Genomic DNA, 26,413 nt, shown 5'->3' on the forward strand with positions numbered 1-26,413 from the left:
AGGCGGCATCCGCCAACCTGACAAAGTTGTAATCTGCCTGTCAGGTAGATGCCAGCGCAGGCCGGTTAGAGTTTCCCACAAGCTGAACCTTATCTTGTTGGAGTACGACCATGTTTTTGCGTAAATCCCTGGTGTTGACCGCCTGTTTATTGGCATTGAGCGCGCCAGTGTCGGCCGCGCCAGGGCACACCTACGATTTCGGTCAACCGGCCGCGGCAAGCAAAGCCACCCGCAGTATTGAAGTGGTGATGGGCGATATGTCGTTCGAACCGAAGGCTATCAAGGTCGAGGCCGGTGAGACCGTTCGCTTTGTGCTGGTGAATAAAGGCCAGTTACTGCACGAATTCAACCTCGGTGACGCGGCGATGCATGCCAGTCACCAGAAGGAAATGTTGCAGATGCAGCAGAGCGGGATGCTCACGCCTACCGCCATCAAGGAAATGTCCCACGACATGGCGGGTATGGATCACGCGGCGATGGGCCATGGCATGAAGCATGACGACCCGAACAGTGTGCTGGTCGAACCGGGTAAAACCGCTGAGTTGACCTGGACCTTCAGCAAGGCTACGGGGCTTGAGTTTGCCTGCAACATCCCTGGCCATTATCAGGCCGGTATGGTCGGCAAACTGACTGTCAGTCAGTAAGCACTCAAAGGCGGGCGCAAAGACTGGTAGAATCCGCTGATTCTTCAGTCAGGTTTCCGCCATGCATCCCGCAGCCGAACACTCGCCGCTGGGCAAATCCAGCGAATACATCGCCACCTACACGCCGTCCTTGCTGTTCCCGATTCCGCGCACCGCGAAATGGGCGGAGCTGGGCCTGACCGCCGAAACCCTGCCGTATAAAGGCGTGGATTTCTGGAACTGCTTCGAGCTGTCGTGGCTGTTGCCGTCGGGCAAACCGGTGGTGGCCATCGGCGAATTCAGCATTCCGGCGGACTCGCCGAATATCATCGAATCCAAGTCGTTCAAGCTGTATCTGAACTCGCTGAACCAGACGCCGTTCGCCGATAGCGCCACGCTGGAAGCGACGTTGGTCAAGGATCTGTCGGCCGCGGCCGGCAAACCGGTCGGCGTGCGGGTTCGCAGCCTCAAAGAGGTCGAAGCCGAAGGTGTGGTGGCGTTGCCGGGTGTGTGCATTGATGACCTGGAGATCAGCGTCAGCAACTATGAGCATCCGCGTCCGGAACTGCTGCGTTGCGATGATTCGCGCGTCGTCGAGGAGAGCGTGCACAGCCACCTGCTCAAGTCCAATTGCCCGGTGACCAGTCAGCCGGACTGGGGCAGTGTGGTGGTGGAGTATCGCGGCGCGGCGCTTGATCACGCCAGTCTGCTGGAATACATCGTCAGCTTCCGCCAGCACTCGGACTTTCATGAGCAGTGCGTCGAGCGGATTTTCCTCGACCTGCAACGGTTGCTGAAACCTGCGAAGTTGACGGTGTTTGCGCGGTATGTGCGTCGTGGTGGGCTGGATATCAACCCGTATCGCAGCACCGAGAGCGTGCAGTTGCCGAACCATCGTCTGGTTCGTCAATAAAGATCAAAAGATCGCAGTCTTCGGCAGCTCCTGCATGGGATCACCTGTAGGAGCTGCCGAAGGCTGCGATCTTTGGATTGTAAAAATGAAAAAGCCCTGCCATCGCTGGCAGGGCTTTTTTGTCCGTCGGGGAATCAGATCCCCATGCTGCCCAACGTATTGACGATGTTGCGCAGGGTGCCGGCGATGGTCGGGTGATCGACTTCGAAACGCTCGACTGCCAGATTCACCCCATCGACGATGCTGGCGTCCTGGGTTGCAGCCTCCAGCTGGATTTGAGATTCAACCTGCACCATCAGAGCACGCAGATCTTCCCGTTCGGCTTCCGACAGCGGCGGATTCTGATCCAGCTGCTCGCGCAGGGTATCGAGCTGTTTTTGAAGTTCTTGAGCGGGCATGGTGGTTTCCTTTTTATCGAGAGGCACTGGCATTGACCGCAGCCACGCGCCAAAGGTCTATGGCTGACCTTTAGATTAATCCACTCTCGATCACCCTGCATGATCCCGATCAGGGCTTTTCGCCTTTGAGGCGGCGCAGGCTGATGTCCGCAAGGCAAGTTTCCAGCTCGCCCAGATGATCGATCACCGAGTGCACGCCGAGGCCGAACAGCTGCATCGTCGCTTTGCCGCGCAACTGTTCGCGTTCGTTCTGGCTCAAGTCTTGCCACTCCCCCGGCGCCAGACCGCACAGCGAACCGCAGGATGCCAGGCCGATTGTCCATAACCCGGCATTGAGGCCAGATTGCAGCAATCGCGGCTCGCCGCTGACCAGTACGCAACCGTCCAGGCTGCCAACGTTCAAGTCCATTAGCGCCTGCCAGCAGGCATTGGGGGCGGGCCATGGATTGATTGTTGCCGAATGTTGCGCAGGTTTGATCCACGCCGGTAAGGCCGTCGATAGCGGTTGCGCAAGGGCAGGGGGCAGGTCATCGAGCCACGCGCAAGGAATTTGCTGACGCTGCAAGCTTTGCAGACTTTCGAGCGCGCCCGGTGTGGTCGCGGCATGTTCGGGCAGGGCGGTGCTCTGTTGTCGGGCGCGGGCACCGAAATCCACCAGGCAACCACTGAGTCCGAACAGTATGGCGTTCAGGCCGGGCGGGGCGAAGGGCAAGGTTTCGGCGTGTGACATGGCTACGTCCCTGAAATACCCATCAGGCTAAAACTTGCCGATGACAGTTGGATGACAGCGGTGTGAATCGAGGGCTCGGAAAACTCCTACAAGTCGCTTCATTCCCGGACTGCTCAAAAGGACTTTTGCGCTTATACTAGCCGCCTTACCGCTCAGGTCGAGATGCCTGTGCCAGTACCAATCCAAGGAGTTTTTCTATGCGCTGGAGCCCTTCGCTCGCTCAGCTTTGTGTATATGCCGGCCTGGTGCTGGCGCCGTTCGCCACTCAAGCGGCAACGGAAGAAGACCCTTGGGAAAGCGTCAACCGTCCGATCTTCCAGTTCAACGACTTCGTCGACACCTATGCACTGAAGCCTTTGGCGCAGGGCTATGAGTTCGTGACGCCGCAATTTGTCGAAGACGGCATCCACAACATGTTCCGCAACGTCGGTGACGTCACCAACCTGGCGAACAACATTCTGCAGGCCAAACCTGCCGCGGCTGGCGTCGACACAGCGCGCCTGATCTTCAACACCACATTCGGCCTGCTCGGCTTCTTCGACGTCGGCACCCAAATGGGCCTGACCCGCAGCGACGAAGATTTCGGTCAGACCCTCGGTTACTGGGGCGTGGGCAGCGGCCCGTACGTGATGCTGCCGCTGATGGGCCCGAGCACCCTGCGTGACGCACCGTCCAAGTATGTCGACGGCTTCACCGGCATGTACCGCTACATCAACGATGTGCCCGTGCGTAACTCGATATTCGGCCTGAACATCGTCGACACCCGCGCCAGCCTGCTGTCCAGCGAGAAGCTGATCAGCGGCGACAAGTACACCTTCATCCGCAACGCCTACTTGCAGAATCGCGAGTTCAAGGTGAAGGATGGCGAGGTTGAAGACGATTTTTGATTTCGACCGGTGAAAAAAGAAGGCGACCCTCGGGTCGCCTTTTTTGTGAGCGCTTATTTCATCTTCAGGATGCTCAGGCCAAGCTTTTGGCTGTCACCTTCCTGAGCCTTGACCCAAACCACTTCGGTCTCGGCTTCAAGGCCGCTGAGTGCCGAATGCTCGGAGTCGATGCTCACGTATAAACGATCACCGACCTTGAAGCTACGCGGTGCTTCAACCTGCATGCCACTGCTGGAGAGGTCGATGCACACGGCCGAGACCTGATCCCCTTCATGAATCAACACGACATCGGCATCGACACGCATGCGGATGAAATCGCGCTTTTCGCTGTAGTCCCGACCGGTTTGACTCATGGTTCTGACCTTCAATTGGGTTACGGTTTGAGCAGTTCTTATAACTCTCGGTGATTTGACAAGTAAAGTCGTCAAGCGACCATCGGCGCATGCTTGAAACGCCCCGCGGATGGGAGTACCGTCTGCGCCTTAGAAGGGCACCTCTGGTGCAACCGTGTACGGAGCCAACGCTCGAAAGCGGTGCAGCAGAGAGGCTAGAAAGCGAATCCAGTAGTCTGCGCAGGGCCGTTGCCCCGCCAACTACGCCAACCTAATTCTGGCGCCGTTTGCCCACATGCCAAAAACCAGTGCCACGCTGCTGATAATCGATGATGACGAAGTAGTGCGCGCGAGCCTCGCGGCCTATTTGGAAGACAGTGGTTTCAGCGTCCTGCAGGCCAGCAACGGCCAACAGGGTCTTCAGGTATTCGAGCAAGACAAGCCCGACTTGGTCATCTGCGATCTGCGCATGCCGCAGATGGGCGGTCTCGAACTCATCCGTCAGGTCACCGAGCTGTCACCGCAAACGCCGGTGATCGTGGTTTCCGGTGCCGGCGTGATGAACGACGCGGTCGAGGCGCTGCGCTTGGGCGCGGCGGATTACCTGATCAAGCCTCTCGAAGATCTGGCTGTGCTCGAGCACTCTGTGCGCCGGGCCCTGGATCGTGCGCGCCTGCTGCTGGAAAACCAGCGCTACCGCGAGAAGCTCGAAAAGGCCAACCGCGAGCTCGAAGCCAGCCTGAACCTGCTCCAGGAAGACCAGAACGCCGGTCGCCAAGTGCAGATGAACATGCTGCCGGAAAGCCCGTGGAGCATCGACGAGTTCAAGTTTGCCCACCAGATCATCCCGTCGTTGTACCTGTCGGGTGATTTCGTCGACTATTTCCGTGTCGACGAGCGCCGGGTTGCGTTCTATCTGGCGGATGTATCGGGTCATGGCGCCTCTTCAGCTTTCGTCACCGTGCTGCTGAAGTTCATGACCACGCGCTTGCTGTTCGAATCCAAGCGCAACGGCACTTTGCCGGAATTCAAGCCTTCGGAAGTCCTTGGTCATATCAACCGGGGGCTGATCAGTTGTAAGCTGGGTAAACACGTCACAATGGTCGGTGGAGTCATCGACGAGGAGACCGGTTTGTTGACCTATAGCATCGGCGGCCATCTGCCGTTGCCTGTGTTGTACACGCCTGACAGTGTTCGATATCTTGAAGGGCGCGGTCTGCCGGTGGGCCTCTTCAACGAAGCCACCTACGAAGATCACGTGCTTGAGCTGCCACCGACGTTCAGCCTGACGCTGATGTCTGACGGCATTCTGGATCTTTTGCCAGAACCTACGCTCAAGGAAAAAGAAGCCGCTTTGCCTGAACGGGTGAAGTCGGCGGGCGGCAGCCTGGATGGTCTGCGGCAAGTATTTGGATTGGCCACGCTGGGGGAGATGCCGGATGATATCGCCCTGTTGGTGTTGAGCAGGAATCTTTAATGAGTACCGGTAGAATCCAGTTCGCCGAGCAGGATGGCACCTTCGTCCTGAAGTTCGTCGGTGAAGTTCGCCTGACCCTGTGTTCGGCGTTGGATGCGACTATTGAGAAAATCTTCACCGCGCTGAATTTCAACGCGATCGTGATCGATTTGACCGAAACCCGCAGCATCGACAGCACGACGTTGGGCCTGTTGGCCAAGCTGTCGATCCTGTCGCGGCAGAAGGTTGGTTTGCTGCCGACTGTCGTCACCACCCACGATGACATCACCCGTCTGCTGCAATCGATGGGTTTTGAGCAGGTGTTCAACATCGTCAACCACCCGGTGCCGTGCCCGGAGTGCCTCGATGACCTGCCGGATCAGGATCAGTCGGAAGAAGTGGTGCGAATCAAGGTGCTGGAAGCGCACAAGATCCTCATGGGGCTGAATGATTCCAATCGTGAAGCGTTTCACGATCTGGTGAATGCTCTCGAGCGCCATTGAGTGGTGGGGGCCGGACCGGCCCCATCGCGAGCAGGCTCACTTCTACAGAGTCCTCATTTCAACTCACTATCGCGATCACTCCGCAGATCCCCTGTAGGAGTGAGCCTGCTCGCGATAGCGTTCGCAAGAACGCCGCTAATATCCAGCAGCCACAAAAAAGGGCGAACCCACCAGGGTTCGCCCTTTTTGCATTTGCCGAACTAGATTACAGCTTGGCCTGCAGCAACGCCTCGAGCTTTTCCTGGTCACGGGCAAACTGACGAATGCCTTCAGCCAGTTTCTCGGTGGCCATCGCGTCTTCGTTGGACAACCAGCGGAACTGCGCTTCGTTGAGGCTCAGGCGCGCTTCACCCGCGTGTCCTGGCGCCAGTTTGCGCTCCAGCTTGCCAGTGTCGGCCGCCAGTTTGTCGATCAGGTCCGGGCTGATGGTCAGGCGGTCGCAGCCAGCCAGTTGCTCGATCTGGTTGAGGTTACGGAAGCTCGCACCCATGACCACGGTCTTGTAGTCATTGGCCTTGTAGTAGTTGTAGATGCGCGTAACGGACTGCACGCCCGGATCATCGGCGCCGGTGTAGTCGTTGCCGTTGGCCTTCTTGTACCAGTCGTAGATGCGGCCCACGAACGGCGAGATCAGGAACACACCGGCATCGGCGCAGGCGGCCGCTTGGGCGAAGGAGAACAGCAAGGTCAGGTTGGTCTGAATGCCTTCCTTCTCCAGTACTTCGGCGGCACGGATGCCTTCCCAGGTCGATGCAATCTTGATCAGCACGCGGTCGCGGCCAATGCCGGCCTTGTCGTAAAGCTCGATCAGGCGATGCGCACGCTTGAGTACGGCATCCTTGTCGAACGACAGGCGCGCATCCACTTCAGTGGAGATACGGCCCGGGATCACCTTGAGAATTTCCTGACCCACCGCAACGCCGAAACGATCGCTGGCCAGGCCAACATCGCCCTTGCAGTCGCTGACACACGCGTTCAGCAGCTCGGCGTATGCAGGGATGGCCGCCGCTTTGAGCAGCAGGGAAGGGTTGGTGGTGGCGTCTACCGGTTTGACCCGGGAGATCGCTTCGAAGTCGCCGGTATCGGCAACGACGGTGGTGAATTGTTTGAGTTGTTCCAGCTTGGAAGTCATGGGTGTGCTCTGTCCTGTGGGTCTGACGACATTACCCGAGCGCTGACAGCCACTCAAGGGCGCGTACGTGGATCGATGGCCCCTGAGGCAACAACCTGAAAACGATTGTTTGAAAGGAGGGGCGCGGTGTCGATGAATACGACGTCAAAACCCCTGACAGGTTCAAAGCAACTGACCTGCGTACAGATCAGTCGCACGCGGCCTACTGCGTATTCAGCTGGGTGGCGGCGGCCATTTTCGCCGGCTTCGGTTGCCCGCCCGAGGTCACCAGGCCGAAGTTCTTCTCGCGCTCGTTACTGCCCGAGTCACTGTTGCGCCATTCGTAGATGGAGGTCAGCGGGATGTTGAGTTTTTTCACATCGGCAATAAACGCGCTGACTTTGCTCGCCTGCCCGTCGATCCCGCCGTTGGAGCTGAGCGCCGAGATGCCCCATTCACTGATGACCCCGGGCAGATGAAAGTTTTGCTGGATAAACGACTGTGCGGTGCTGATTTGTGTGGCCGTCATGCCGTACGGGTGATAGGAAATCGCGTCGAGGCATTTCGGGTACTCACTGACGATCCTGTTAAGCGCCACCGTTGACGCAGAGCCTGCGGTCGGTGCCCGGGCAAAACCGAAGCCGACCACTGGCGTGGTTTGCGCTGTGGCCTGTAGCGATTTGCACACGGCGCTCATGAACGGCACGAACGTCGTAGCGAAATTGCGTGTTGGCCAGTAGGTTTCAAGGTCGGGCTCGTTCCAGATCTCGATCGCCACCAGTTGTGAACTGTAGGTTTTCTCCAGACCTGTCAGTGCGGTGGCGAACGATTCGCCAGCCTTTGTCAGTTCACCGGCGTTGTCGGGTGTCGGGGTCAACGGCTTGATCGCGCGCACCGTCAGCAACACCGGCAGGCCGGCGGATTGCGCGGCTGCAAAGGCATCGCTGACCTGCTTCTGATAAGCCTTGGCGCTGAGGCTGTCGCTCCATACGCCCAAGCGCACAAAACTGAAGCCTGCGGCTTTGATGTGGGCGGCGTCCTCGGCGGAGAAGTTCTGGATCTTGACCTGGATGCCGACGGTCTTGGCGGGGAGGTTGGGAAACAGTTCACTGGCATGAACTTGGGGTACGGCACTGAGCGCCAATAACAGCGAGGCACTGAGTCGTTTGAGATGGGCTGATTTCATGTCTGCTCTCCAATGAGAATGACAACGGCGAATAGTTCTCTGGACGTCTGTTGTTTGAAACTAACAAACCCGCGAAGTGCGCGAATGTTATTTTTTGTCGGAAATCATTCGCGTGAAAATCACAGTTATTTTTAGTCCGCTAATTCTGGTTGGGGGGCTTTTAAGCGCTGTGGTACTTAGTGTTCTGGTGCTAACAGGGTGAATCTATTTTCTGAGTGCAGGAAGATCTAGCGGGTTCATTAAAGTTCGCTCTAGATGTTGGCAGTTTGATATTACACAGGAAAGTAAACCTTGTTTAAAAAGATCCTTGTCGTCTGCGTCGGCAATATATGCCGAAGTCCGACCGCAGAACTGTTGCTGCGTAACGCGCTGGCGCCCTCGGCGATCTCGGTGTCCTCCGCAGGGCTGTCCGCTCGGGTCGGCGAATCGATGGAAGCCACAGCCCGGCAGATTCTTGAAGAGCAGGGGCACGACGCCGAACCGTTCAAGGCGCGCCAACTGACCCCGGACATCGTCAATGAATCAGACCTGATTCTGGTCATGGAAAAACAACACGTTAATCAAGTATTGAAAATTGCCTCCCACGCGCGAGGCAAAGTTTTTCTGCTCGGCAAGTGGCAGAGCGAACGAGAAGTACAAGATCCGTACCGTCAAGGCAAGGCCGCTTTTATTCATGCCCATGCATTGATTGAAGATGCTGTCAGCGCATGGGCACAACGTCTTGTACGTTGATGAATATTCTTCAGATCAGTGAATGGTAAGAACAGACTTATGCAGTTACCGTCAGTAATCGCCAACCGTGACAATGATCAAGACAGTATTGATCTGCTCGGCATATTCGGCAGTTTGATTGACCAGAAATGGTTGATCGGCGCACTCACCGGTGCCTTCATGGCCGCCGGCGTTGCCTATGCGGTATTGGCCACGCCTGTTTACCTGGCGAACGCGCTGGTGCAGGTCGAACCGAAAAAGAACGACATGCTCGGTTTCTCCGACCTCAACAGCATGCTCGGTGGGCAATCGCCGTCGGTGACCGAAATCGGCATCATCAAGTCCCGCGCGGTGATCGGCAAAACCGTCGATGACCTGCGTCTGGATATCGATGTCACGCCTAATACGTTCCCGCTGATTGGCGGTTTTCTCGCTCGCCGTTATCGCGGCGAAACCGAGTTCAGCGTCGCGCCGCCAAAGTTCGGCATGAACAGCTATGCGTGGGGCGGCGAGCGTGTCGAGATCGCCAAGCTCAACCTGCCCAAAGAACTGCTGGGCAAAAAGCTCACGCTGATTGCCGGCGAGCAGCAGCATTTCAAGCTGTTCGATGAAAACGACAACTTGCTGGTAGAAGGTGTTGTGGGCGAAGCCTTCGCCCAGGATGACGTAGAAGGGCTGATCGCTCATCTGTCGGCCAACCCTGGCACGCAGTTCCAGGTGGTGCGCAATCCACGGATCGTGACTATCCAGAGCTACCAGGATGCGCTGGATATTTCCGAGCAGGGCAAAGAGTCGGGCATCATCCGCCTCGCGCTGGCCAGCGCCGATGCGCCTGAGGCAGTGAAGATCCTCAACAAGATCGCCGCGCTGTACGTCGAGCAGAATGTGCGTCGCACGTCTGCCGAAGCGGCGCAGAGCCTGGCTTTCCTGCAAAGCCAGCTACCGCAGGTCAAACGCGATCTGGCCAAGGCCAGTGATGCGCTCAACGCCTACCAGACGCACGGCAAGACCGTGAACATCTCGTTGGAAACCCAGTCTGTGCTCGGTCAGACAGTGGCACTCGAGACGCGTATCTCCGAGCTGAAAATGCAGCAGGCGGAGATGGATCGCAAGTTCACCAAACAGCATCCGGCCTATCGCGCACTGATGAGCCAGATCGGCGAACTGACGCAACAGCAGAAGTCGCTTGAAGGCAAGGTTCAGGATTTGCCGGCCACGCAACAGGAGCTGTTGAACCTGACCCGCGATGTCGAAGTGGCCTCGCAGATCTACACGCAACTGCTGAACAAATCCCAGGAACTGGACATCGTCCGCGCCGGCGCCGTCGGCAACGTGCGCCTGGTCGACACTGCCGACGTCGACCTGACCAGCCCGGTCAAACCGAAGAAAGCCCTGATCGTGCTGATCGCAACCTTCCTCGGCGCCTTCGTCGGTGTGGCGTTGGTGCTGCTGCGCAAATCCCTCAGCCGGGGTCTGGAAGGGCCGGAAGCCATCGAGCAACTTGGCTTGCCGGTGTACGCGTCGATTCCTTACAGCGCGCTGCAACAGGAAGAGGATGGCAAAAAAGGTCGCGCTCGCGATGGCGTGGACAAACCGGCGTATCTGTTGGCGTTGCGCAACCCGACGGATCTGTCCATCGAGTCGATCCGCAGCCTGCGTACCTGCCTGCACTTTGCCGGCCTGGACTCGACCAACAACCGCATCATGATTTCCGGGCCGAGCCCGCAGGTCGGCAAGACTTTCGTCTCTTCCAACCTTGCTGCCGTCATGGCGCAAAGCGGTCAGCGTGTGGTGCTGATCGACGCCGACATGCGCAAAGGGCATCTGCACAAAACCCTCGACGTACCGATCGCCAATGGTTTGTCGGATCTGCTGGTCAAGCGCTGCAGCCTTGAGCAGTCAATCAAGAAAATCGAAGGCGCTGACCTGCACTTCATCAGTCGCGGCCAGGTGCCGCCCAATCCTTCCGAGCTGTTGATGCACGCCAACTTCCGCGAGCTGCTGGCTGAGCTCAGTGAGCTGTACGACGTGGTGATCATCGACACGCCGCCGCTGCTGGCGGTAACCGATGCGGCGATTGTTGGTCGTGAGGCTGGCATCAGCCTGATCGTCACGCGCTTCGGGGTGAACCCTGCCAAAGAAATCGAACTGACCATTCGCCGCTTCGCGCAGAACGGCATCGAGTTGAAAGGTGCGGTGTTCAACGGTGTCGAGAAGCGCGCGGCCAGTTACTACGGCAACGGCGGCTACGGCTATTACAACTACGAATACGCGTCCGACAAATCCTGAATTGTCCATACATGAGGTGGGTGAGTTGTGAAAAAAATACTGCATGTAGCTGAGACAATCAAAGGTGGAGTCGCGACGGTCATTCGCACGATTTCGACGTCGCCCGAAGACGACGTTGCCAATTACGAGCTGGTTTATCTGGTCCCGCAGGATCAGGAAAAAGAGCTGCACGGCATTGCTGCGCAGCAGATCCGCACCTTCGCCCGGACCGGGCGCAACGTGCCGTCGCTGCTGCGTTTCGCCTGGCGCCTGGCGCAGGTGATGCTCAAGGAAAAACCCGATGTGGTGCATCTGCACAGCACCTTTTCCGGGGTGATCGGCCGTTGCGTTTGCGTGCTGCTGCGACCTTGGCGCAAGCCAAAGATCGTCTACTGCCCGCATGCGTTTTCGTTCCTGATGGAAAGCTCGCCGATCAAGCAGAAAGTCTATGCGTGGATCGAGCGCGTCTTGCAGAAGGTCACCGACGTGATCATTTGCGTCAGTCAGTACGAACTCGACAAAGCCGCGCGTTTCGGCATCGAGCGCAAGCGCATGCGCCTTATCTACAACGGCATTCATCGCCGGGACGAGGCGGCAAAAATCGCCAATCCCGAGCCGATTCATTTGTTGTTTGTCGGTCGCCTCGACTACCAGAAAGGCTTCGACGTGTTGCTCAAGGCCTACGCCAAGGTGCAGCGCAGCGATCTGAAACTGACCGTGGTCGGCAGTGCGGTCAACGAAGACTCGGTCGAGTGCCCGCCGATGGATTCGGTGGAATACCTGCCGTGGGTGACACCGAGCGAAGTACACGCGTTGTATCAGCAAGCCGATGCGCTGATCGTCCCGAGTCGCTGGGAAGGTTTTGCCATGGTGCCGCTGGAAGGCATGGCCATGGGGCTGCCGGTGATCGCCAGTGACTGCACGTCGCTGCCCGAGTTGGTCAGCAACGAGGTGTCCGGTTACGTCTTCCCGACCGGTGATCACCAGGCGCTGGCCGATGTGCTGGCGAAAATCCAGAAGCCGCGCTTGCTCGACCTCGGCAACGAGGGCCGCAGCATTGTCCGCGAGCGTTTCAGCGCCGCGTTGATGATCCGCCAGACCTACGATCTGTATCGCGCTCCCACTTATTAAGTAGAACTCAAGCTTATGAACGTAACGATTTTGCATGGCTACAGTGCGTCCAACTCCGGTGACGGTCTTCTTGTCGATCTGGCCATTGCCCTGGTGCAGCGCAACTTTGGTGACGACACCGCGATCAGCGTTGTGGCCTCCGATCCGCAATCCTTCAGCTACCTGCCGCACCCACGTTTTGACGCGCCGGTGATGGCAGCCAAAGGGCTCGGGCGGGTCAAACAAGCGGTGTTTCTCAATCAGTCCTACGCGGGGCTCGCCGATCTGTTGCGCAAAACCGACCTGATCGTCGGCGTCGGCGGCGGTTACATGCGCTCGAAAAGTGCTTTCGAGCACATCAAGTTGAAACTCGGCCACGCCAAGCAACTGGAAACCGCGATCCTCAGCAAAGTGCCGTCGGTGTACCTGCCGCAAAGCATCGGCCCGTTCCATGGCGAGAGCAGCAAAATCGTCGAGCATTACGCCAGTGCCGATGCGGTGTTCGTGCGTGACAATCGTTCGTCGGCGATCTTCGATGCCTGTGAAAACGTCTACCGCGCGCCGGATCTGGCGGTGCAATCGTTGGCCAGCAAAATTCTGCAGCAACCCAAGTTCACCCGTTGCGCCGCGTCGCCGGCCACGGTGTGCGTCGTGCTGCGCAAGCCTCCAGAGTGGAGCAAGGAAAAGAAGGTCGCCTACGTCGCCAATCTGAAGGTGTTGCTGCAACGCCTGAAGAACAAAAGCAAAGTGGTCTGCGCCGTGCAAAGTGCCGTGCGCGGCAACGATGACGGCGCGTTCTATCGCGAACTGGGCATCAGCGAAGACTTGCTGTCACTGAAGGCGACAATTGCCAAGTATCAGCCGGATCTGGTGATTTCCGTGCGCTTGCACGGCGCGATCGAATCGCTGCTCTCGGGTGTTCCGGCGTACCACATCAGCTACGAGCGCAAGGGCTTCGGCGCTTATCAGGACATGGGCGTCGAGGACTGGGTGATCAACGGCGGCGACATCAATGTCGATACCATCATCAACACGGTTTACGCGCCGAACGCGCTGTCGAATTTCGGCAAGCGCCTGACCGACACCTGCCGCGAGATCGAGGCAAAAACCGTGGCCATGGACGAGATCATCAAAGGGATCGTTCGATGATATTTCGGCTACTGCTTCGCGGCGGAGCCTTGGGCGCGAAGTTTTTGCTGGTGTTGGCGATCACTCATTACCTCGGTTATGAGGCGTTGGGCTTTTACGGCGTGGTGGTCGCGGCATCGTTGATTGCCTCGAAGTTCTACAGCGTCGGCTTCAGTTCGGAAATCAATCGGCTGATCAGTGTCGGCGGCAGTTCGCGCCGGGTCGTCGACAAGGTTTTGCTGCTGTATCTGGCGGTGGGGCTGGTGTTGTCGGTGGTGACAGTGCTGATTTATTCGGTGTTCCAGGCAGTCGAGGCGCCGATGGCGCTGATTCTCTGCGTGACTCTGGTGTTGCTCACCGAACACCTGTCGTTCGAAATCAACTCGTTCGTGTTTTCCGCGCAGAAAGCCACGGCGGGCGCGCTGCTGTTCTTCATCAAGACCGGCCTGTGGGCGTTGTTGGCGGTGGGCGGGATGATGCTCGGCTGGGTGTCGGGCATTGCCAGTGTGTTGTGGCTGTGGGTGGTCGCCAACGTGCTGGTGATCATCGCCGGCTACCTGATTGTGGTGAACGTTCATCGCGGGCGAGAAGCCGGAACGCTGGCCACCGCGACTGTGTGGAAGGCCGGATTGCCGTTCTACCTCGGCACCGGTCTGATCGCGTTGAGTCAGTACGCCGAACGCTTTCTGATCATCGACCTCGAACCCTACGCCAGCCTAGGTAAATACGTGTACGCGTGGTCGGCGGCCAACACCCTGCAAGCGTTATCCTACGCGGTGGTGGCGGTGGTCGGCATTCCGGTGCTGGCCAAGCGTTTTCAGGCCGATCAGCAAGCGTTTACGGTCAGGCAATTATTCGTCAACAAATGGGTCATGCGCTCGCTGGTGGTGTCCGCTGTGGTAGCGGTGGCGATTTATCTGTTCTTCAACGTGGTGCTCGATTACGTCGCGACCAGCGTGCCACGTCCGGACAACGCGATCCTCGCAGTGCTGATCTTTTCCTTCGCCTTGCGCGCGATTGGCGACATCGTCTGGGGCGGTTTGATTGCCTCGAAAAACAGTCGCGTGTCACTCGCCAGCGCGGCGATCTGTTTGCTGGTTTCGGTGCCGGTCAGCTACCTGCTGATCAAGCACTATTCGATCTATGGCGCGGCGTGGGGCAACGTCTTTGCGATCATCGTGCAGCTTGGCGTGATTGCCGTGTTGACCCGTGTGACCGGTGCGAAGAAGGCCGCTGTGTCATGGGCCTGAAGCTGCCGTGCATCGAGTTCCGTGGCAAGAAACTCGATTCGTACGTCTCGTTCCTGATCCTCTTCACCGGTCTGTTTCTGTCGGTGGCCATGCCGCTGCTGGTCCCTCGCGCGCCCGGGCCGGATGCCATGACGTTATGGTCGTCCTATGCACGCGCCGACAACTGCAATTTCTGGAATCCGTTCTCGCCGGATCGCTCGTCCTACGAGTGTTCGGCGTTCCTGCTGCGGCCCACCGGGATCGATCTGACCAACGCCTGGGCCTACGGCATGTTCTGCAATTTTTTCCTCACGGCCATTCCGGTCGTAGTGTTCCGGCGCATGCCGCTGGCGATCTTCGGCACCTTGTGTCTGTGGGGCATCGTCCGCTCGTTTTTTCTGGAAAACCTGACCAAGGAGATCATCGTCTCGGTGGCGGTGCTGAGCATTTTGCTCAGCTCGTTGACGCGCAAATATCGCGGCGGGTTTTTCCTGTCGGCGGTGATCTACGGCGTATTGATCCGGCCGTACTGGATTCTGTTTTCGCTGTCCTGGGTCGGCGTCTGCGTGATGAAAAAGTACGTCTCGCGAACGACCTTTTTCCTCATGCTGTTCCTGTTCTACCTGGCGGTCGCCACGGCGATTCAGTTGGCGCTCGGGTTTCCGGTGTCGTCGATTCGTGCGAGCAACAACGAGTTGCGCACGGCGGGGGAGGAGGGCTCGAAATCGTTGATCGTGTCGTGGCTCAGCGGCAGTGACTTCGTCTCGCAAGCGCTGGACTCGATGATCATCTTCTTCCGGCTGTCGTTCCCCGTGGAGCTGATTCTGCTGTCCGGTCCGGGCCAGGCGATCTTCGTCGCCTTGATGATCATGACCACGCTGCTGCTGTTCAAAGTCATCACGTCAACCGATTACAAGGGCACACCGATCCAGACCAAACCCAAGGAACTGATCGCGATTCCGCTGGCGTTTTTGCTGGTGCAGGGTTTGTTCGAACCGGACTTCGGCTCCTTCGCCCGGCACTTCTCGATGGTCGTGCCAGTGCTGTTTGTGGGCCTGGGCCTGATGCTGCGCGCGAACAAACCGGTGCAGGTTGAATCAAGAATTCTGAATTGAGGCAGGTGCTTTATGTCGAGCAAGAAAAAGTCCCTGGAGATCGAAACCCTGCGCGGCCTGGCGTGCCTGCTGCTGGTGCTCTATCACGTCATCGGCCCGCTGGGCGGTGGTTTGAAGATCGATCTGGGCTCACCGTTTCGAGTGCTCGCCGACTCGATGGTGTATGTGCGCATGCCGCTGTTCACCTTCATTTCCGGCTACATCTACTCGATTTACAAAATCCGCGGAAATGACTTTTCTACGTTCTTCACCGGCAAAGTTCGGCGCCTGATCGTGCCGCTGTTTTGCGTGGGTGTGCCGTTCTCGGTGTTGCAGGCGGTAGGCCCGGGGGTGAACAAGGATGTCGGTGTGATCGACGCGTTGTTGTCGTTCTGGGTGCCGATCAACCACTTCTGGTTCTTGCAGGCCGTGTTCATCATTTTCATGTTCGTCGGCTTGCTGGAGTGGCGGGGTCTGCTGCGTTCGCCAACGCGCTTGTATCTGCTGTTTGCCTTTGCTGCGGCGATTTTTCTGCTGCCGCCGTTCACCTTCGATGCGTTCGGCATCAACGGCGCGATCTACCTGCTGCCGTTTTTCGTGGCGGGGATGATCGGCCAGGAGAACGTCGACGCATTGAGGCAGCGCTTCAAGATGATCGGGCCGTTGGTGTTTGTGTTGATCTCGCTGACGCTGTTGTATGTCGCGGCAGTGGATCGCGAGCTGATTGTTGATCGCCGTAGTGTGATTGGTCTGACGGTGGGGTGCGTGTCCTGCTTCGCGCTGCTGTCGAGCGATATGCGCTCGAAGGGGCTGACGTGGCTGGGCGGGTATTCCTATGCGATTTTCCTGTTCCATGTTTTGTTCGCCGCCACTTCGCGGTTTGTGCTGGGACGTCTGGGCGTTAAGGATGAGAGCTTGCTGGTGTTCGGCGGCGTGGCGTGCGGGTTGCTTGGACCAGTGGTGTTGTCGATGATTTTCAGTCGGTTCAACTTCACCTCGGTGCTGTTTCTGGGGGAGCGGGCGGCGAAGAAGAAACCGCCAGCGATCATCACTCCGGTGGCGCCAATCAATAGCTGAAAGCTTCGTGAGCACACTGAGCGGTATCCCTGTAGGAGCTGCGGCACGCTGCGATCTTTTGATCTTGATCTTCAAAAGCAAGATCAAAAGATCGCAGCCTCGTTTCACTCGAATGCTCCTACAGGGGGCATTATTGAATGAAGGAATTTATGCATGTTGGCAGTTGATGACGCTCAGCCCGTTGCAGCGTCGGTGGTTGAGGTGGGGGATGCGCGTGAGCGTTTTGCGCAATGGCGTGAAGGCAAGGCTGGCAAGGTGCTGGCGGTTTCGGTGATCGGCGACAGCTACAGCGCCGGGCAGGATTTCTATCTGAACAAACTGGTGCAGCGGGTGGCCGGGGAGGTGGGTTTCGCCGGGCCTGGCTACGTCGGTTTCAACCACGGCGCAGCGCTGGGCGGCACACACTTCAAATACACCCGCAGCAGCGAGAAGTATTTTGGCGGCGACTGGAAGGTCTCCGGCCTCGGCCAGGCCAGCCCCGATAGCCGCACAGTGACGGGCCGGCCGGGTGCATGGTTGCAGGTCGATGCCAGCCCGACTCCAGCGATCAACACCGCCGTCACTCACGCGAAATTACTTTATCTGGGCAACGGTGAGTCCAGTGAGGTCCGCTATCGCTGGACGCCAGCGCAAGACTGGAAACCCTTGAAGCTCGCCGGTTCCGGCGTACAAGAGGTGCCATTGCCGGACACGCCGACTGCGGCGGATTGGGCGTTTCGGCTGGAGGTGGTGAAAGGGGCGCCAACCCTGTTCGGCCTGTGGATGAGCAACGATCAGGGTGGCGTGCGGGTGTCCAAACTGGCGGCGTCAGGCGCGGCATCCGCTGACTTCTATCACAGCGATCCGACGTGGCAGACACAGTGGAAAGCGGCCGTGTCGAAGATTCCTGCCGACGTTTATTTGATCATGCTCGGTGGCAACGATCAGGGCTTTGGCGTGAAGCCCGAGACGTATTTGCACAACGTGCAGGGTCTGGTGGCAATGATCCGCGAGATTCAGCCAGCGGCGAGCATCAACCTGATCATGCGTCAGGACACCACGCGCTCCAGTGCTTATCCGATGTCGGCGTATGCGCAGGTTCTGCAGCCTTGGGCTCAGTCCCAACATCTGGGGTACGCCAATCTGCAATGCGCGTTCGGCAGCGACGTCAAACGTTATGCGGCCGCGATGATCGGCCCGGACAAGATTCATCCAGTGCCGGCTACGGGTGGAAAGGTGATTGCCGATTATTTCTACGGCTGGATCACTGGCGCCAAGGACGGTTGCGCCGCTTCCCCACTGTGATCGTTCCCCTGTCCCGCGTGTGAAGGCAGGAAAACGCATACCTCTGTCCCGCGTGTGAAGGCATGAAAACGCATACCTCTGTAGGAGCTGCCGAAGGCTGCGATCTTTTGACTTTGTTTTCCAAGATCAAAAGATCGCAGCCTTCGGCAGCTCCTACAGGGGCAACCGAGCCAACCGAGCAAACCGGGGCAACCGGGATAACCGGGATAACCGGGATAACCGGGATAGCGGGGATAGCGGGGATATAAAATCAACAGGTGAGCGTTGGGGCTTACGCTTTTTCGAAGCCGTCCAGTTGACTCAACAACTCCGCAAGCTTCTGCGGCATCAACCGCGTATCACAACGCGTCTCCACGTTGATGATGATCGCCGGGTCGTTGCAGCAGATGCGCACGCGGAAGCGCCAGTCGCTGAAAATCACTTTCAGGCCGTCGCGGTCATCGATTTCCAGCGCCTGCTCGCCATAGAGCTTTTTCAGGTGAGCGAGCAGGGGATAGGGATCCGCCAGTGGCCGGCGAATATCGCCGGAGGACGGAAACATGCCAATGCGCTCCACCAGCAAAATGCTGCCCAGCCAGGACTCGTTGGCGCTGGGCAACGGCTGATGGCGCGACAACCAACTGACTACCCCGAGGTTGCCCACCTCACGTTCAATGTCTGCCGAATGTTGTGCAATGTTCATAGAGGCCTGCCTGAAGTGAAAAGTGGGCGGTGGATGTGGGAGCCGTCTCAGCGGCCCTTGAGGTAGACGTTTTCGTAGCAGAAGTTGGTTGCTTGCAGGTAACCCTCGGCATCGCCGCAATCGAAGCGCAGGCCCTTGAACTTGTAGGCCAGCACGCAACCGTTTTGCGCCTGTTTCATCAAGGCGTCGGTGATCTGGATCTCGCCGCCCTTGCCCGGTTGGGTGTCGGCGATCAGGTCGAAAATGTCTGGCGTCAGGATGTAACGACCGATGATCGCCAGGTTCGAAGGCGCATCCTGCGGCGCCGGTTTTTCGACCATGTTGTTGACCCGATAAATGCCATCGGAAATCAGCTCGCCGGCGATCACGCCGTACTTGTGCGTTTGATCGGCAGGGACTTCCTGGATCGCAACGATCGAGCAGCGGAATTTCTTGTAGAGCTGGATCATCTGCGTGAGCACGCCATCACCTTCCAGGTTCAGACACAGGTCATCGGCCAGGACCACGGCGAAAGGCTCGTCGCCGATCAACGGACGACCGCTGAGAATCGCGTGGCCCAGGCCCTTCATTTCCACCTGGCGCGTGTAGGAGAAGGTGCAGGTGTCAATCAGCTCGCGGGTGCCGGCAAGGAATTTCTCTTTCTCGGTGCCGCGGATCTGGTGTTCGAGTTCGTAGCTGATGTCGAAATGATCTTCCAGCGCACGCTTGCCCCGGCCGGTGACGATGGCCATGTGTTGCAGGCCGGCATCGCGTGCTTCTTCGACGGCGTATTCGATCAACGGCTTGTTGACGATCGGCAGCATCTCTTTCGGCATGGCTTTGGTGGCTGGCAAGAAACGCGTGCCATATCCGGCAGCGGGGAACAAACATTTACGAATCATAAAAGTATCCTGGACAGTCATGGAACACAGCCAACGGGTGCGCGCACTAACGAAGGAGTGCAAGTTTCAATAGTTATTGAACGACTGCTTTAATACCTGAGTCAGGTTATTAATAGCAATTGAATGCGCCGGTAAATCGCGACAATGTTATGAGATGTCGGATGGCACGTTATTAGTTATTTTTAGTCGGTATCTGTTGATAGTGATGAGCGCACTTGCAGTGCTAATAAGTACCGGGCAATACAGTGTGACCTGCAAAAATATTTATTGCCAGTCATTGAACTAGTTTTGTTTTCGGTTGTTGTCGCCTGGTTTGTGTGGATTGCGACACATCTCCACAACAACAGGCTTGACACGCTACTTGTTACTTCTCCAATCACGGACCGCGCTATGAAGATTCTGGTAACCGGTGGCGCCGGCTATATCGGCTCGCACACCACACTTGCGCTGCTTGAAGCAGGTTATGAAGTTGTCGTGCTGGATAATCTTTGCAACAGCAGCGATGCGGCACTGCATGCGGTGGAGGCCATCTGCGGTAAAAGTGCGCAGATGATTCGCGGTGATGTCTGCGACCGGGCGCTGCTTGACCGGATATTCAACGAGCATGCCATCGACGGCGTGCTGCATTTCGCCGGTCTCAAAGCGGTCGGCGAGAGCGTGCGCAAGCCGCTTGAGTATTACGAGACCAACGTCAGCGGCAGCATCACGTTGTGTCAGGCGATGGCGGCGGCGGGGGTGTTTCGCCTGGTGTTCAGCTCATCGGCCACGGTCTACGGCGAGCCGGCGCAGATGCCGATCCGCGAAGACTTTCCGACCGGTACTCCGACAAATCCCTACGGCCAGTCCAAGCTGATCGTCGAAAACGTCCTGCGCGATCTGTGCCAGTCCGAGCCGCGCTGGAGCATCGCCTTGCTGCGTTACTTCAACCCGATCGGCGCGCATCACAGCGGCCAGATGGGTGAAGACCCGAACGGCATTCCCAACAACCTGCTGCCTTATATCAGCCAGGTCGCGGTGGGTAGCCTGCGAGAGTTGTCGATTTTTGGCGACGATTACCCCACGGTCGACGGCACCGGTGTGCGTGATTACATCCACGTGGTCGACCTGGCGGACGGGCATTTGAAAGCCTTGCAGTCGATTTCCGGACGCAGCGGCATTCATACCTGGAACCTCGGCACCGGCGATGGCTACAGCGTGTTGCAGGTGTTGCACGCATTCGAAAAGGCCTGCGGACAACCCGTGCCGTATCGGGTGATGCCGCGACGTTCGGGGGATATCGCCGAGAGTTGGGCCGACGCATCCAAAGCTGCGCAAGAGCTGGGCTGGAAAGCCACGCGCAACTTGCAGGACATGGTCACCGATACATGGCGCTGGCAATCGAACCATCCGAAGGGCTATCTCCGATAATGTCGTTTTGATGCCCAATGTTAGTTTCGGTCAGGTGTTAGATATCGTCGGGAAAATACGCTGGAAATGCCTTTTGCAAGTCCGTAGATATAAACCTGCCGTTCGACTTTTATCAGTTGCGTAGGACTGTGAAAGAACAACGGATCTTGTTCGCATTTTTCGCGGACTTGAACTCTACCACCTCTAGCACCGGCCGGTTTTTAACAGGTCGAATGTTAGAAAGGAGTTGATATGAAGAAAGTGATGGCAGTTGCCCTGTTGACGATGTTGAGCAACTGGGCTGCCGCAGCTGAAGCGCCGCTTACTGCGGCGACCAATGTAGGCGGTAGTGTAGCGGCTTCGCAAGCCCCTGCAGCCAGTACTGCAATGGTCGCCAGTGCAGTAGCGGCGTCCAACAGCGGTGGCAGTGCCAACGGCGGTACCACCGGTACGACGGGTACCACCGGTACAACCGGCACGCATAACTAACAGTAGTTTTTGTTAGTGCAGTACAGGGTCGCCCGACGCAAGTCGGGTGACTTCTTTTTTTAGATCCGCCCTTGAATAGCGTAGTGCCATTATGACTCGTAGTTTTTCTCTTTTAATGTTGGCAAGTCTCGCTTTACAAGGTTGCATGTTTTCTCCGGGCCAATACCTGAGCACCAGCGACATCACCCGCCAGGGTGCCAGTGAAAGTAGCCGGGTCGAGCTGATTCCGATCACGCCCAAGCTGATCTCTACAACCCGCGCCACGCAAAAGCGCACGTCGCTGCCGCCGGAGTTGTTGACGACCCCGGCCGAGTACCGCATCGGCAATAACGATGTCTTGTACATCACGGTCTGGGATCACCCCGAGCTGACAGCGCCGTCAGGTGCGCAGCAACAGATCGATGCCAACGGCCGTCTGGTGCGCTCGGATGGCACGCTGTATTACCCGTTCATCAAGGAAGTCCAGGCCGCCGGCCGGACCATCCAGCAACTGCGCGCAGACATCGAACAACGGCTGTCGGCGTTCATCGCCGAGCCGCAGGTGGACGTCGCCGTATTGCGTTTCGCCAGTCAGAAAGTTGTGGTCACCGGCGCGGTGGCGAAGGCCGGCCCGCAAGCGATTTCGACCAACCCGTTGAGCGTGGTCGAAGCGCTGGGTTCGGCCGGCATCGATACCAACAACGCGGATTTGTCCGGCCTGCTGCTGACGCGTAACGGGCGGATGTATCCGCTCAATCTCGACTCGCTCAATCAACAGGATTCCGAGTTGCAAGGCGTGTACCTCAAGGGCGGCGATCAGTTGTACCTGCCGTACAACGACAACAAGCGAATTTACGTCATGGGTGAAGTCAACCAGCCGCGCGCATTGAGCTTCAAGACGGCGACGATGAACCTCTCCGATGTGCTCGGTTCGGTCGGCGGCTTGAGCCAGACCACCTCCAACGGCAACGCGGTTTACGTCATTCGCGGCGTGGAAAATCTCGACGTCGAGCCGGCGAAAATCTACCAGTTGAACGCCGAGTCGCCGACAGCCATGGCGCTGGCCACGCACTTTCAAGTGCAGCCGCAGGACGTCGTGTATGTCGGGCCTGCGAACGTGACGCGCTGGAACCGCTTCATCAGCCAGTTGGTGCCGTCGGCGTCGATTGTCGGGACCGGGGCTTCCGCTGCGAAGAACTGGAGCGAATACAGTAACAACAGCAAATAAGGCCGCCGACTGTGAACACGTTGAAAGTGGGTGTCTGCCTGATGGCGACCCTGTTGTTGTGTGGCTGTAACCCTTTGATGAGCGCGTCGCTGAACAACCTGAAATCGGCGGTGATCGGCCCTGACGAAGTGGACGTGACGCCGGCTCAGGTGGCCGAGGTCAACTACCCGCAACTCAAATTGACCACGCCGTCCGGCTCCGGGGTGCTGGCGTTGGTGCGCGAGCGTGAAGACCTGCAGTTCTGGGTCGCCTCCGGCAAGCAAGTGCTGCTGCTGCGCGATGGTCTCGCTGTGCGCAGCATTGGCCTGGGCCTTGAGGGCGATCTCGACGGCACGCGTCTGGCGGATGATTCGCCGTTCAAGTCAGGCCTGCATCAAGTCGTCGATGGCTTTACCTCTCGGCGCTGGATCGACCTCTACAAGGGCCAGGAAGTCGGGGTGATCGTCAACAGTCGTTTCACCCGCCGCTCGACGGAAACCCTCGACATTCTTGACAAGGAATACACCGTGCTACGTGTCGATGAGCAGATTGACGCCCCGGCCATCGGCCTGAGTGCGACCAATCGTTATTGGGTTGATCCGCGTGACGGTTTCATCTTCAAGAGTGAGCAGCAACTGACCTCGCAACTGCGCGTCAGAATCGTGCAACTGACACCTGATCGCAGGCATCTGCCGTGAAGCGTTTGGGCTTTTTTTCAGCGTGCCTGATGTTGATTGCCGGTGTGAGCCAGGCCGCTGTCACGGTGACGGGGGATGTCGCCAATCCCGGGCCGATTGAATTGCCGGCGGGCGGGCGCTTGTTCGATGTGATCAGCGAAGCCGTGCCCAATGCTGAAGGTTATTGGTTGGCGGGCGTGTTGCTGCGCCAGTCGTTGCTGGAGGAGCAGGCGCGGCTCAAGGCTGGCGTGCTGTTCGATCTGGATGTCTTGCAGCGCATGGCGTTGCTCTTTGATATGCCGAGCCGTGGGGCGCTGGCGCAGCGGCTGACCGAGCAAGTCCGGCAGATGCCGGTGACTGGCCGGCAGATTGCCGATCTTGATCCGGTCGCGATCGAAGTCGGCTTCGCGCGCAACATTCGTCTGGACGATGGTGATCGCCTGATCTACCCCAAGCGCGTCGACGAAGTTGAAGTGCTCGGTGCTGTCGCCGAGCCGTGCCACTTGCCCTATCAGCCGTTGCAGGAAGCCCGCGATTACCTGCAAGGCTGCTCGATCCTGAGCGATGCCGAGGCCGATTACCTGTGGCTGATCCAGCCCAACGGCGTTACGCGGCGCGTCGGTATCGCTCACTGGAATCGCGAGAGCGGGCACATTCCCGTCGCCGGTAGCAAGATTCTGGTGCCGGTCAAAAATGATGATCTTGATCCGCCTCTTCCTGAACTGAATCAGCAGTTGGCCGAATTGATTGCCACGCAATTGGCTGAGGTGGTTCGTTGAATTTTCGTTTTGCAGCTGTGTTGTTATTGCCCGTTGGTCTGGCTCATGCCGAGCCGCGTATTACTCAAAGTGACTTCGGTGGCACAGGCCTGTTGCAGACGCCGACGGCGCGCATGGCCCCGGCCGGCGAGTTGAGCGTCAACGCCAACCGCACCGAGCCTTACAGCCGTTACAGCGTTTCGTTGCAGCCACTGGATTGGCTCGAAGGCTCGTTTCGCTACACCGCGATCACCAACCGGCCGTACGGCTCCGAGGCCCTCAGCGGCAGCCAGAGCTATAAGGATAAGGCGGTCGACGCCAAAGTCCGGCTGTGGCAGGAAAGCCATTGGCTGCCCGATGTGGCGCTGGGCTTCCGAGATATCGGCGGTACCGGTTTGTTCTCCAGTGAATATTTCGTCGCCAACAAGCGCTACGACAATTTCGATTTCAGCGCCGGCATTGCCTGGGGTTACCTGGGCAATCGCGGCGACATCGACAACCCGTTGGGCTATGTCAGTGATCGCTTCGATACAAGGCCTGCGCTCGAAGGCACCGGTGACGTCAACTCAGGTTCGTACTTTCGCGGCAAGCCTTCGTTTTTCGGCGGTGTGAGTTATCAGACGCCATGGGATCGCCTGAGCCTGAAACTCGAATACGAAGGCAACGACTACAAGCACGAGCCGAAGGACAACGTGATCAAACAGGACTCGCCGATCAACTTCGGCGCGGTGTTCAAGGTCGCCGATTCGGTCGACATCAGTGCGGCGTGGGAGCGCGGCAACACGGCGATGTTCGGCGTGACGTTTCACACCAATTTCGTCAGCCGCAAGGCGCCGGCCAAGACCTACGACCCAACCCCGGAACCGCTGCCGGCGAAGATGCCGACCACGTCGATGGAGCAGGTCGATTGGGCCAACGTCTCGCAACGTTTGCAGCAAAACGCCGGCTACAAGGTCGAGCGCATCACCCAGCGCGATTCCGAGCTGATCGTGTATGGCGAGCAGCAGCGTTATTTTCATTCGTCCAAAGCGGTCGGTCGTGCGAGCCGGATTCTCGACAACAGCGTCAACGACGACATCAACTGGTTCACCGTGGTCAACAAGCGCTACGACTTGCCGCTGGAAGAAACCAGCGTGCCCCGCGATACCTTTCGTGAAGTGATCAACAACGAGGAGCCGCTGCTGTCGTTGCACCGCACCACCGAAATCAATCCGGCGATGCCACACAACGAGAAAACCCTCTACAGCGAAGCGCCGCAGCACTTCAGTTACGGCGTGGGTCTGGGCTTCAAGCAAAACGTCGGCGGCCCGGATGGTTTTCTCTATCAAATCAGTGCCGACGCGGACGCCGAGTACCGCTTCAACCGCAACACCTGGTGGAACGGTTTGCTCAGCGCCAACCTGATCAACAACTTCGACAAATTCACCTACGACGCACCCAGCGGTTTGCCGCGTGTGCGCACGGATATGCGTCAGTACCTGACCGAGTCCGAAGTGACCATGCCGATGTTCCAGGTGAGCCATGCCGAGCAGTTGGATAAAGACTTGTATGGCATGGTTTATGGCGGTTATCTGGAGTCGATGTTTGCCGGCGTAGGGGGCGAGGTGCTGTTCCGCCCGACTGGCGAGCGTTGGTCGGTGGGCGCGGACCTCAACTACGTGCGCCAACGTGAATACGACCAGGGTTTTGGCCTGCGTGATTACTCGGTGGTGACCGGGCATGTCACCGGTTATACCGACTTGCCGTACGACATGCTGGCGGCTGTCAGCGTTGGCCGTTACCTGGCCGGTGACTGGGGCGGCACGCTGGACATCTCTCGCGAGTTTTCCAATGGCGTACGCTTCGGAGGCTGGGCGACCATTACCACGGCCAGCAGCGCCGAGTACGGTGAAGGTAGCTTCGACAAAGGCCTCTATCTGTCGATTCCGTTCGACGAAATGATGAGCATGTCGACCATGCGTCGCGCCAACCTGGTCTGGGCACCGCTGACCCGAGACGGCGGCGCGCGGCTCAATCGCGGTTATCAACTGCACTCGATGACCGATAGTCGCGATGACGATATGTTCTATCGCAACTTTGAGAAGATCACTGAGTAATCACTGGTCTTGCGAGGACTCAATCTGTGTGGCTGGCTTGCCAGCCGACCAGTTTTTGCAGGTGTGCTCAGTTCAACTATGGGAGCGAGCTTGCTCGCGAAGGCGTCCGCTTGGTTGATGATGTTTTTGTTGGTTGGGGTACATATCCGTTGCTGCGGTAACGGCTTCTCAGGGTTCCGCCCTTACGGCGGGTCACCTTTTCCAAACGCCGAAAAGGT

Annotated in this window: 26 protein-coding genes; 19 read left to right on the top strand and 7 right to left on the bottom strand. The window is 58.1% G+C overall.

The genetic code is table 11. The annotated features are described in order from the left end of the window. Positions 1 to 110 precede the first annotated feature (110 nt). Both copI and queF read left to right on the top strand, forming a co-directional pair. Positions 111 to 644, top strand: coding sequence for a copper-resistant cuproprotein CopI (gene copI / locus ICA16_RS00210; protein ID WP_150604492.1), 534 nt, complete (start codon positions 111 to 113; stop codon positions 642 to 644). Between the two features lie 61 nt (positions 645 to 705). Continuing rightward, on the top strand, positions 706 to 1,536 hold the full coding sequence (gene queF, locus ICA16_RS00215) for an NADPH-dependent 7-cyano-7-deazaguanine reductase QueF (protein WP_210699612.1): 831 nt from the start codon (positions 706 to 708) through the stop codon (positions 1,534 to 1,536). 134 nt (positions 1,537 to 1,670) lie between these two features. Here the strand turns inward: queF and ICA16_RS00220 are convergent, their stop codons facing one another. Further along, positions 1,671 to 1,934 carry a DUF4404 family protein gene (locus tag ICA16_RS00220; RefSeq protein WP_150592516.1) on the bottom strand — a complete coding sequence of 88 codons (264 nt, stop codon included), beginning with the start codon at positions 1,932 to 1,934 and terminating at the stop codon, positions 1,671 to 1,673. Positions 1,935 to 2,043: 109 nt separating this feature from the next. Further along, entirely contained in the window at positions 2,044 to 2,664 is a 621-nt protein-coding gene (locus ICA16_RS00225) for an HAD superfamily inactivated hydrolase PcrP (protein WP_210699613.1), read from the bottom strand. 197 nt (positions 2,665 to 2,861) lie between these two features. Between ICA16_RS00225 and ICA16_RS00230 the strand changes: the two genes are divergently transcribed. Further along, positions 2,862 to 3,551, top strand: a complete 690-nt coding sequence (locus tag ICA16_RS00230) for an MlaA family lipoprotein (RefSeq protein ID WP_150604489.1) — start codon at positions 2,862 to 2,864, stop codon at positions 3,549 to 3,551. 53 nt (positions 3,552 to 3,604) lie between these two features. Here ICA16_RS00230 and ICA16_RS00235 read toward each other — a convergent pair whose 3' ends face one another. After that, positions 3,605 to 3,904 (bottom strand): PilZ domain-containing protein, encoded by a 300-nt coding sequence (locus ICA16_RS00235; protein WP_042560142.1) that lies wholly within the window; start codon positions 3,902 to 3,904, stop codon positions 3,605 to 3,607. A 274-nt stretch (positions 3,905 to 4,178) separates the two neighbouring features. Between ICA16_RS00235 and rssB the strand changes: the two genes are divergently transcribed. Continuing rightward, the gene (gene rssB, locus ICA16_RS00240) at positions 4,179 to 5,360 is read left to right on the top strand and encodes a two-component system response regulator RssB (RefSeq protein ID WP_150604487.1); all 1,182 of its coding nucleotides are present in this window, start codon (positions 4,179 to 4,181) and stop codon (positions 5,358 to 5,360) included. Next, on the top strand, positions 5,360 to 5,842 hold the full coding sequence (gene rssC, locus ICA16_RS00245; RefSeq protein WP_042560140.1) for an anti-sigma factor antagonist RssC: 483 nt from the start codon (positions 5,360 to 5,362) through the stop codon (positions 5,840 to 5,842). The genes rssB and rssC overlap by 1 nt, the downstream gene beginning before the upstream one ends. 205 nt (positions 5,843 to 6,047) lie before the next feature. Here rssC and tal read toward each other — a convergent pair whose 3' ends face one another. Further along, positions 6,048 to 6,974 (bottom strand): transaldolase, encoded by a 927-nt coding sequence (gene tal, locus ICA16_RS00250; protein WP_064392803.1) that lies wholly within the window; start codon positions 6,972 to 6,974, stop codon positions 6,048 to 6,050. 202 nt (positions 6,975 to 7,176) lie between these two features. Beyond that, on the bottom strand, positions 7,177 to 8,139 hold the full coding sequence (locus ICA16_RS00255) for a cellulase family glycosylhydrolase (protein WP_150604486.1): 963 nt from the start codon (positions 8,137 to 8,139) through the stop codon (positions 7,177 to 7,179). 291 nt (positions 8,140 to 8,430) lie between these two features. On the opposite strand from ICA16_RS00255, the gene ICA16_RS00260 reads away from it, so the two are divergent. From ICA16_RS00260 to ICA16_RS00295, 8 genes are all read left to right on the top strand, one after another. After that, positions 8,431 to 8,871 carry a low molecular weight protein-tyrosine-phosphatase gene (locus ICA16_RS00260; RefSeq protein ID WP_150604485.1) on the top strand — a complete coding sequence of 147 codons (441 nt, stop codon included), beginning with the start codon at positions 8,431 to 8,433 and terminating at the stop codon, positions 8,869 to 8,871. 39 nt (positions 8,872 to 8,910) lie between these two features. After that, a complete protein-coding gene (locus ICA16_RS00265; protein WP_150617581.1) occupies positions 8,911 to 11,139 on the top strand; it encodes a polysaccharide biosynthesis tyrosine autokinase in 2,229 nt (742 codons plus the stop codon). A 27-nt stretch (positions 11,140 to 11,166) separates the two neighbouring features. Beyond that, complete coding sequence (locus tag ICA16_RS00270) at positions 11,167 to 12,249, top strand: glycosyltransferase (protein WP_210553164.1); 1,083 nt, start codon at positions 11,167 to 11,169, stop codon at positions 12,247 to 12,249. Positions 12,250 to 12,264: 15 nt separating this feature from the next. Further along, positions 12,265 to 13,377, top strand: a complete 1,113-nt coding sequence (locus ICA16_RS00275) for a polysaccharide pyruvyl transferase family protein (RefSeq protein ID WP_150592508.1) — start codon at positions 12,265 to 12,267, stop codon at positions 13,375 to 13,377. Then, positions 13,374 to 14,606: an MATE family efflux transporter gene (locus ICA16_RS00280; protein WP_210699614.1), complete on the top strand. Its 1,233-nt coding sequence runs from the start codon at positions 13,374 to 13,376 to the stop codon at positions 14,604 to 14,606. The genes ICA16_RS00275 and ICA16_RS00280 overlap by 4 nt, the downstream gene beginning before the upstream one ends. Further along, a complete protein-coding gene (locus ICA16_RS00285; protein WP_150604480.1) occupies positions 14,597 to 15,700 on the top strand; it encodes a hypothetical protein in 1,104 nt (367 codons plus the stop codon). Before ICA16_RS00280 ends, ICA16_RS00285 begins: the two co-directional genes overlap by 10 nt. 12 nt (positions 15,701 to 15,712) lie before the next feature. Beyond that, positions 15,713 to 16,756, top strand: coding sequence for an acyltransferase family protein (locus tag ICA16_RS00290; protein WP_150617583.1), 1,044 nt, complete (start codon positions 15,713 to 15,715; stop codon positions 16,754 to 16,756). 153 nt (positions 16,757 to 16,909) lie between these two features. Beyond that, entirely contained in the window at positions 16,910 to 18,040 is a 1,131-nt protein-coding gene (locus ICA16_RS00295) for an SGNH/GDSL hydrolase family protein (RefSeq protein WP_210699615.1), read from the top strand. A gap of 271 nt (positions 18,041 to 18,311) precedes the next feature. Here ICA16_RS00295 and ICA16_RS00300 read toward each other — a convergent pair whose 3' ends face one another. Together ICA16_RS00300 and galU are read right to left on the bottom strand one after the other, a co-directional pair. After that, positions 18,312 to 18,722 carry a phosphohexomutase domain-containing protein gene (locus ICA16_RS00300; protein WP_150617585.1) on the bottom strand — a complete coding sequence of 137 codons (411 nt, stop codon included), beginning with the start codon at positions 18,720 to 18,722 and terminating at the stop codon, positions 18,312 to 18,314. A 47-nt stretch (positions 18,723 to 18,769) separates the two neighbouring features. Continuing rightward, complete coding sequence (gene galU / locus ICA16_RS00305; protein ID WP_042560129.1) at positions 18,770 to 19,603, bottom strand: UTP--glucose-1-phosphate uridylyltransferase GalU; 834 nt, start codon at positions 19,601 to 19,603, stop codon at positions 18,770 to 18,772. 390 nt (positions 19,604 to 19,993) lie between these two features. Here galU and galE point away from each other — a divergent pair, with 390 nt between their 5' ends. The 6 genes from galE (at position 19,994) to ICA16_RS00335 (ending at position 26,195) form a co-directional block, all read left to right on the top strand. Next, on the top strand, positions 19,994 to 21,010 hold the full coding sequence (galE, locus tag ICA16_RS00310; RefSeq protein ID WP_210699616.1) for a UDP-glucose 4-epimerase GalE: 1,017 nt from the start codon (positions 19,994 to 19,996) through the stop codon (positions 21,008 to 21,010). A 231-nt stretch (positions 21,011 to 21,241) separates the two neighbouring features. Further along, complete coding sequence (locus tag ICA16_RS00315; RefSeq protein WP_150604475.1) at positions 21,242 to 21,478, top strand: hypothetical protein; 237 nt, start codon at positions 21,242 to 21,244, stop codon at positions 21,476 to 21,478. Positions 21,479 to 21,569: 91 nt separating this feature from the next. Next, positions 21,570 to 22,685 carry a polysaccharide biosynthesis/export family protein gene (locus tag ICA16_RS00320; protein ID WP_210699617.1) on the top strand — a complete coding sequence of 372 codons (1,116 nt, stop codon included), beginning with the start codon at positions 21,570 to 21,572 and terminating at the stop codon, positions 22,683 to 22,685. An 11-nt stretch (positions 22,686 to 22,696) separates the two neighbouring features. Continuing rightward, positions 22,697 to 23,362, top strand: a complete 666-nt coding sequence (locus ICA16_RS00325) for a YjbF family lipoprotein (RefSeq protein WP_210699618.1) — start codon at positions 22,697 to 22,699, stop codon at positions 23,360 to 23,362. 29 nt (positions 23,363 to 23,391) lie between these two features. Further along, positions 23,392 to 24,120 (top strand): capsule biosynthesis GfcC family protein, encoded by a 729-nt coding sequence (locus tag ICA16_RS00330; protein ID WP_210553206.1) that lies wholly within the window; start codon positions 23,392 to 23,394, stop codon positions 24,118 to 24,120. Beyond that, positions 24,117 to 26,195, top strand: a complete 2,079-nt coding sequence (locus ICA16_RS00335; RefSeq protein ID WP_210699619.1) for a YjbH domain-containing protein — start codon at positions 24,117 to 24,119, stop codon at positions 26,193 to 26,195. Before ICA16_RS00330 ends, ICA16_RS00335 begins: the two co-directional genes overlap by 4 nt. Positions 26,196 to 26,413: the final 218 nt, after the last annotated feature.

The organism is Pseudomonas anatoliensis, from assembly GCF_017976235.1.
Taxonomy (GTDB): Bacteria; Pseudomonadota; Gammaproteobacteria; order Pseudomonadales; family Pseudomonadaceae; genus Aquipseudomonas; species Aquipseudomonas anatoliensis.

What these genes read in the sequence shown, in the direction of transcription:
- copI (WP_150604492.1), top strand. Translation starts at nt 111, where the DNA reads ATGTTTTTGCGTAAATCCCTGGTGTTGACCGCCTGTTTATTGGCATTG.
- queF (WP_210699612.1), top strand. Translation starts at nt 706, where the DNA reads ATGCATCCCGCAGCCGAACACTCGCCGCTGGGCAAATCCAGCGAATAC.
- ICA16_RS00220 (WP_150592516.1), bottom strand. Translation starts at nt 1,934, where the DNA reads ATGCCCGCTCAAGAACTTCAAAAACAGCTCGATACCCTGCGCGAGCAG.
- ICA16_RS00225 (WP_210699613.1), bottom strand. Translation starts at nt 2,664, where the DNA reads ATGTCACACGCCGAAACCTTGCCCTTCGCCCCGCCCGGCCTGAACGCC.
- ICA16_RS00230 (WP_150604489.1), top strand. Translation starts at nt 2,862, where the DNA reads ATGCGCTGGAGCCCTTCGCTCGCTCAGCTTTGTGTATATGCCGGCCTG.
- ICA16_RS00235 (WP_042560142.1), bottom strand. Translation starts at nt 3,904, where the DNA reads ATGAGTCAAACCGGTCGGGACTACAGCGAAAAGCGCGATTTCATCCGC.
- rssB (WP_150604487.1), top strand. Translation starts at nt 4,179, where the DNA reads ATGCCAAAAACCAGTGCCACGCTGCTGATAATCGATGATGACGAAGTA.
- rssC (WP_042560140.1), top strand. Translation starts at nt 5,360, where the DNA reads ATGAGTACCGGTAGAATCCAGTTCGCCGAGCAGGATGGCACCTTCGTC.
- tal (WP_064392803.1), bottom strand. Translation starts at nt 6,974, where the DNA reads ATGACTTCCAAGCTGGAACAACTCAAACAATTCACCACCGTCGTTGCC.
- ICA16_RS00255 (WP_150604486.1), bottom strand. Translation starts at nt 8,139, where the DNA reads ATGAAATCAGCCCATCTCAAACGACTCAGTGCCTCGCTGTTATTGGCG.
- ICA16_RS00265 (WP_150617581.1), top strand. Translation starts at nt 8,911, where the DNA reads ATGCAGTTACCGTCAGTAATCGCCAACCGTGACAATGATCAAGACAGT.
- ICA16_RS00275 (WP_150592508.1), top strand. Translation starts at nt 12,265, where the DNA reads ATGAACGTAACGATTTTGCATGGCTACAGTGCGTCCAACTCCGGTGAC.
- ICA16_RS00280 (WP_210699614.1), top strand. Translation starts at nt 13,374, where the DNA reads ATGATATTTCGGCTACTGCTTCGCGGCGGAGCCTTGGGCGCGAAGTTT.
- ICA16_RS00285 (WP_150604480.1), top strand. Translation starts at nt 14,597, where the DNA reads ATGGGCCTGAAGCTGCCGTGCATCGAGTTCCGTGGCAAGAAACTCGAT.
- ICA16_RS00290 (WP_150617583.1), top strand. Translation starts at nt 15,713, where the DNA reads ATGTCGAGCAAGAAAAAGTCCCTGGAGATCGAAACCCTGCGCGGCCTG.
- ICA16_RS00295 (WP_210699615.1), top strand. Translation starts at nt 16,910, where the DNA reads ATGTTGGCAGTTGATGACGCTCAGCCCGTTGCAGCGTCGGTGGTTGAG.
- ICA16_RS00300 (WP_150617585.1), bottom strand. Translation starts at nt 18,722, where the DNA reads ATGAACATTGCACAACATTCGGCAGACATTGAACGTGAGGTGGGCAAC.
- galU (WP_042560129.1), bottom strand. Translation starts at nt 19,603, where the DNA reads ATGATTCGTAAATGTTTGTTCCCCGCTGCCGGATATGGCACGCGTTTC.
- galE (WP_210699616.1), top strand. Translation starts at nt 19,994, where the DNA reads ATGAAGATTCTGGTAACCGGTGGCGCCGGCTATATCGGCTCGCACACC.
- ICA16_RS00315 (WP_150604475.1), top strand. Translation starts at nt 21,242, where the DNA reads ATGAAGAAAGTGATGGCAGTTGCCCTGTTGACGATGTTGAGCAACTGG.
- ICA16_RS00320 (WP_210699617.1), top strand. Translation starts at nt 21,570, where the DNA reads ATGACTCGTAGTTTTTCTCTTTTAATGTTGGCAAGTCTCGCTTTACAA.
- ICA16_RS00330 (WP_210553206.1), top strand. Translation starts at nt 23,392, where the DNA reads ATGTTGATTGCCGGTGTGAGCCAGGCCGCTGTCACGGTGACGGGGGAT.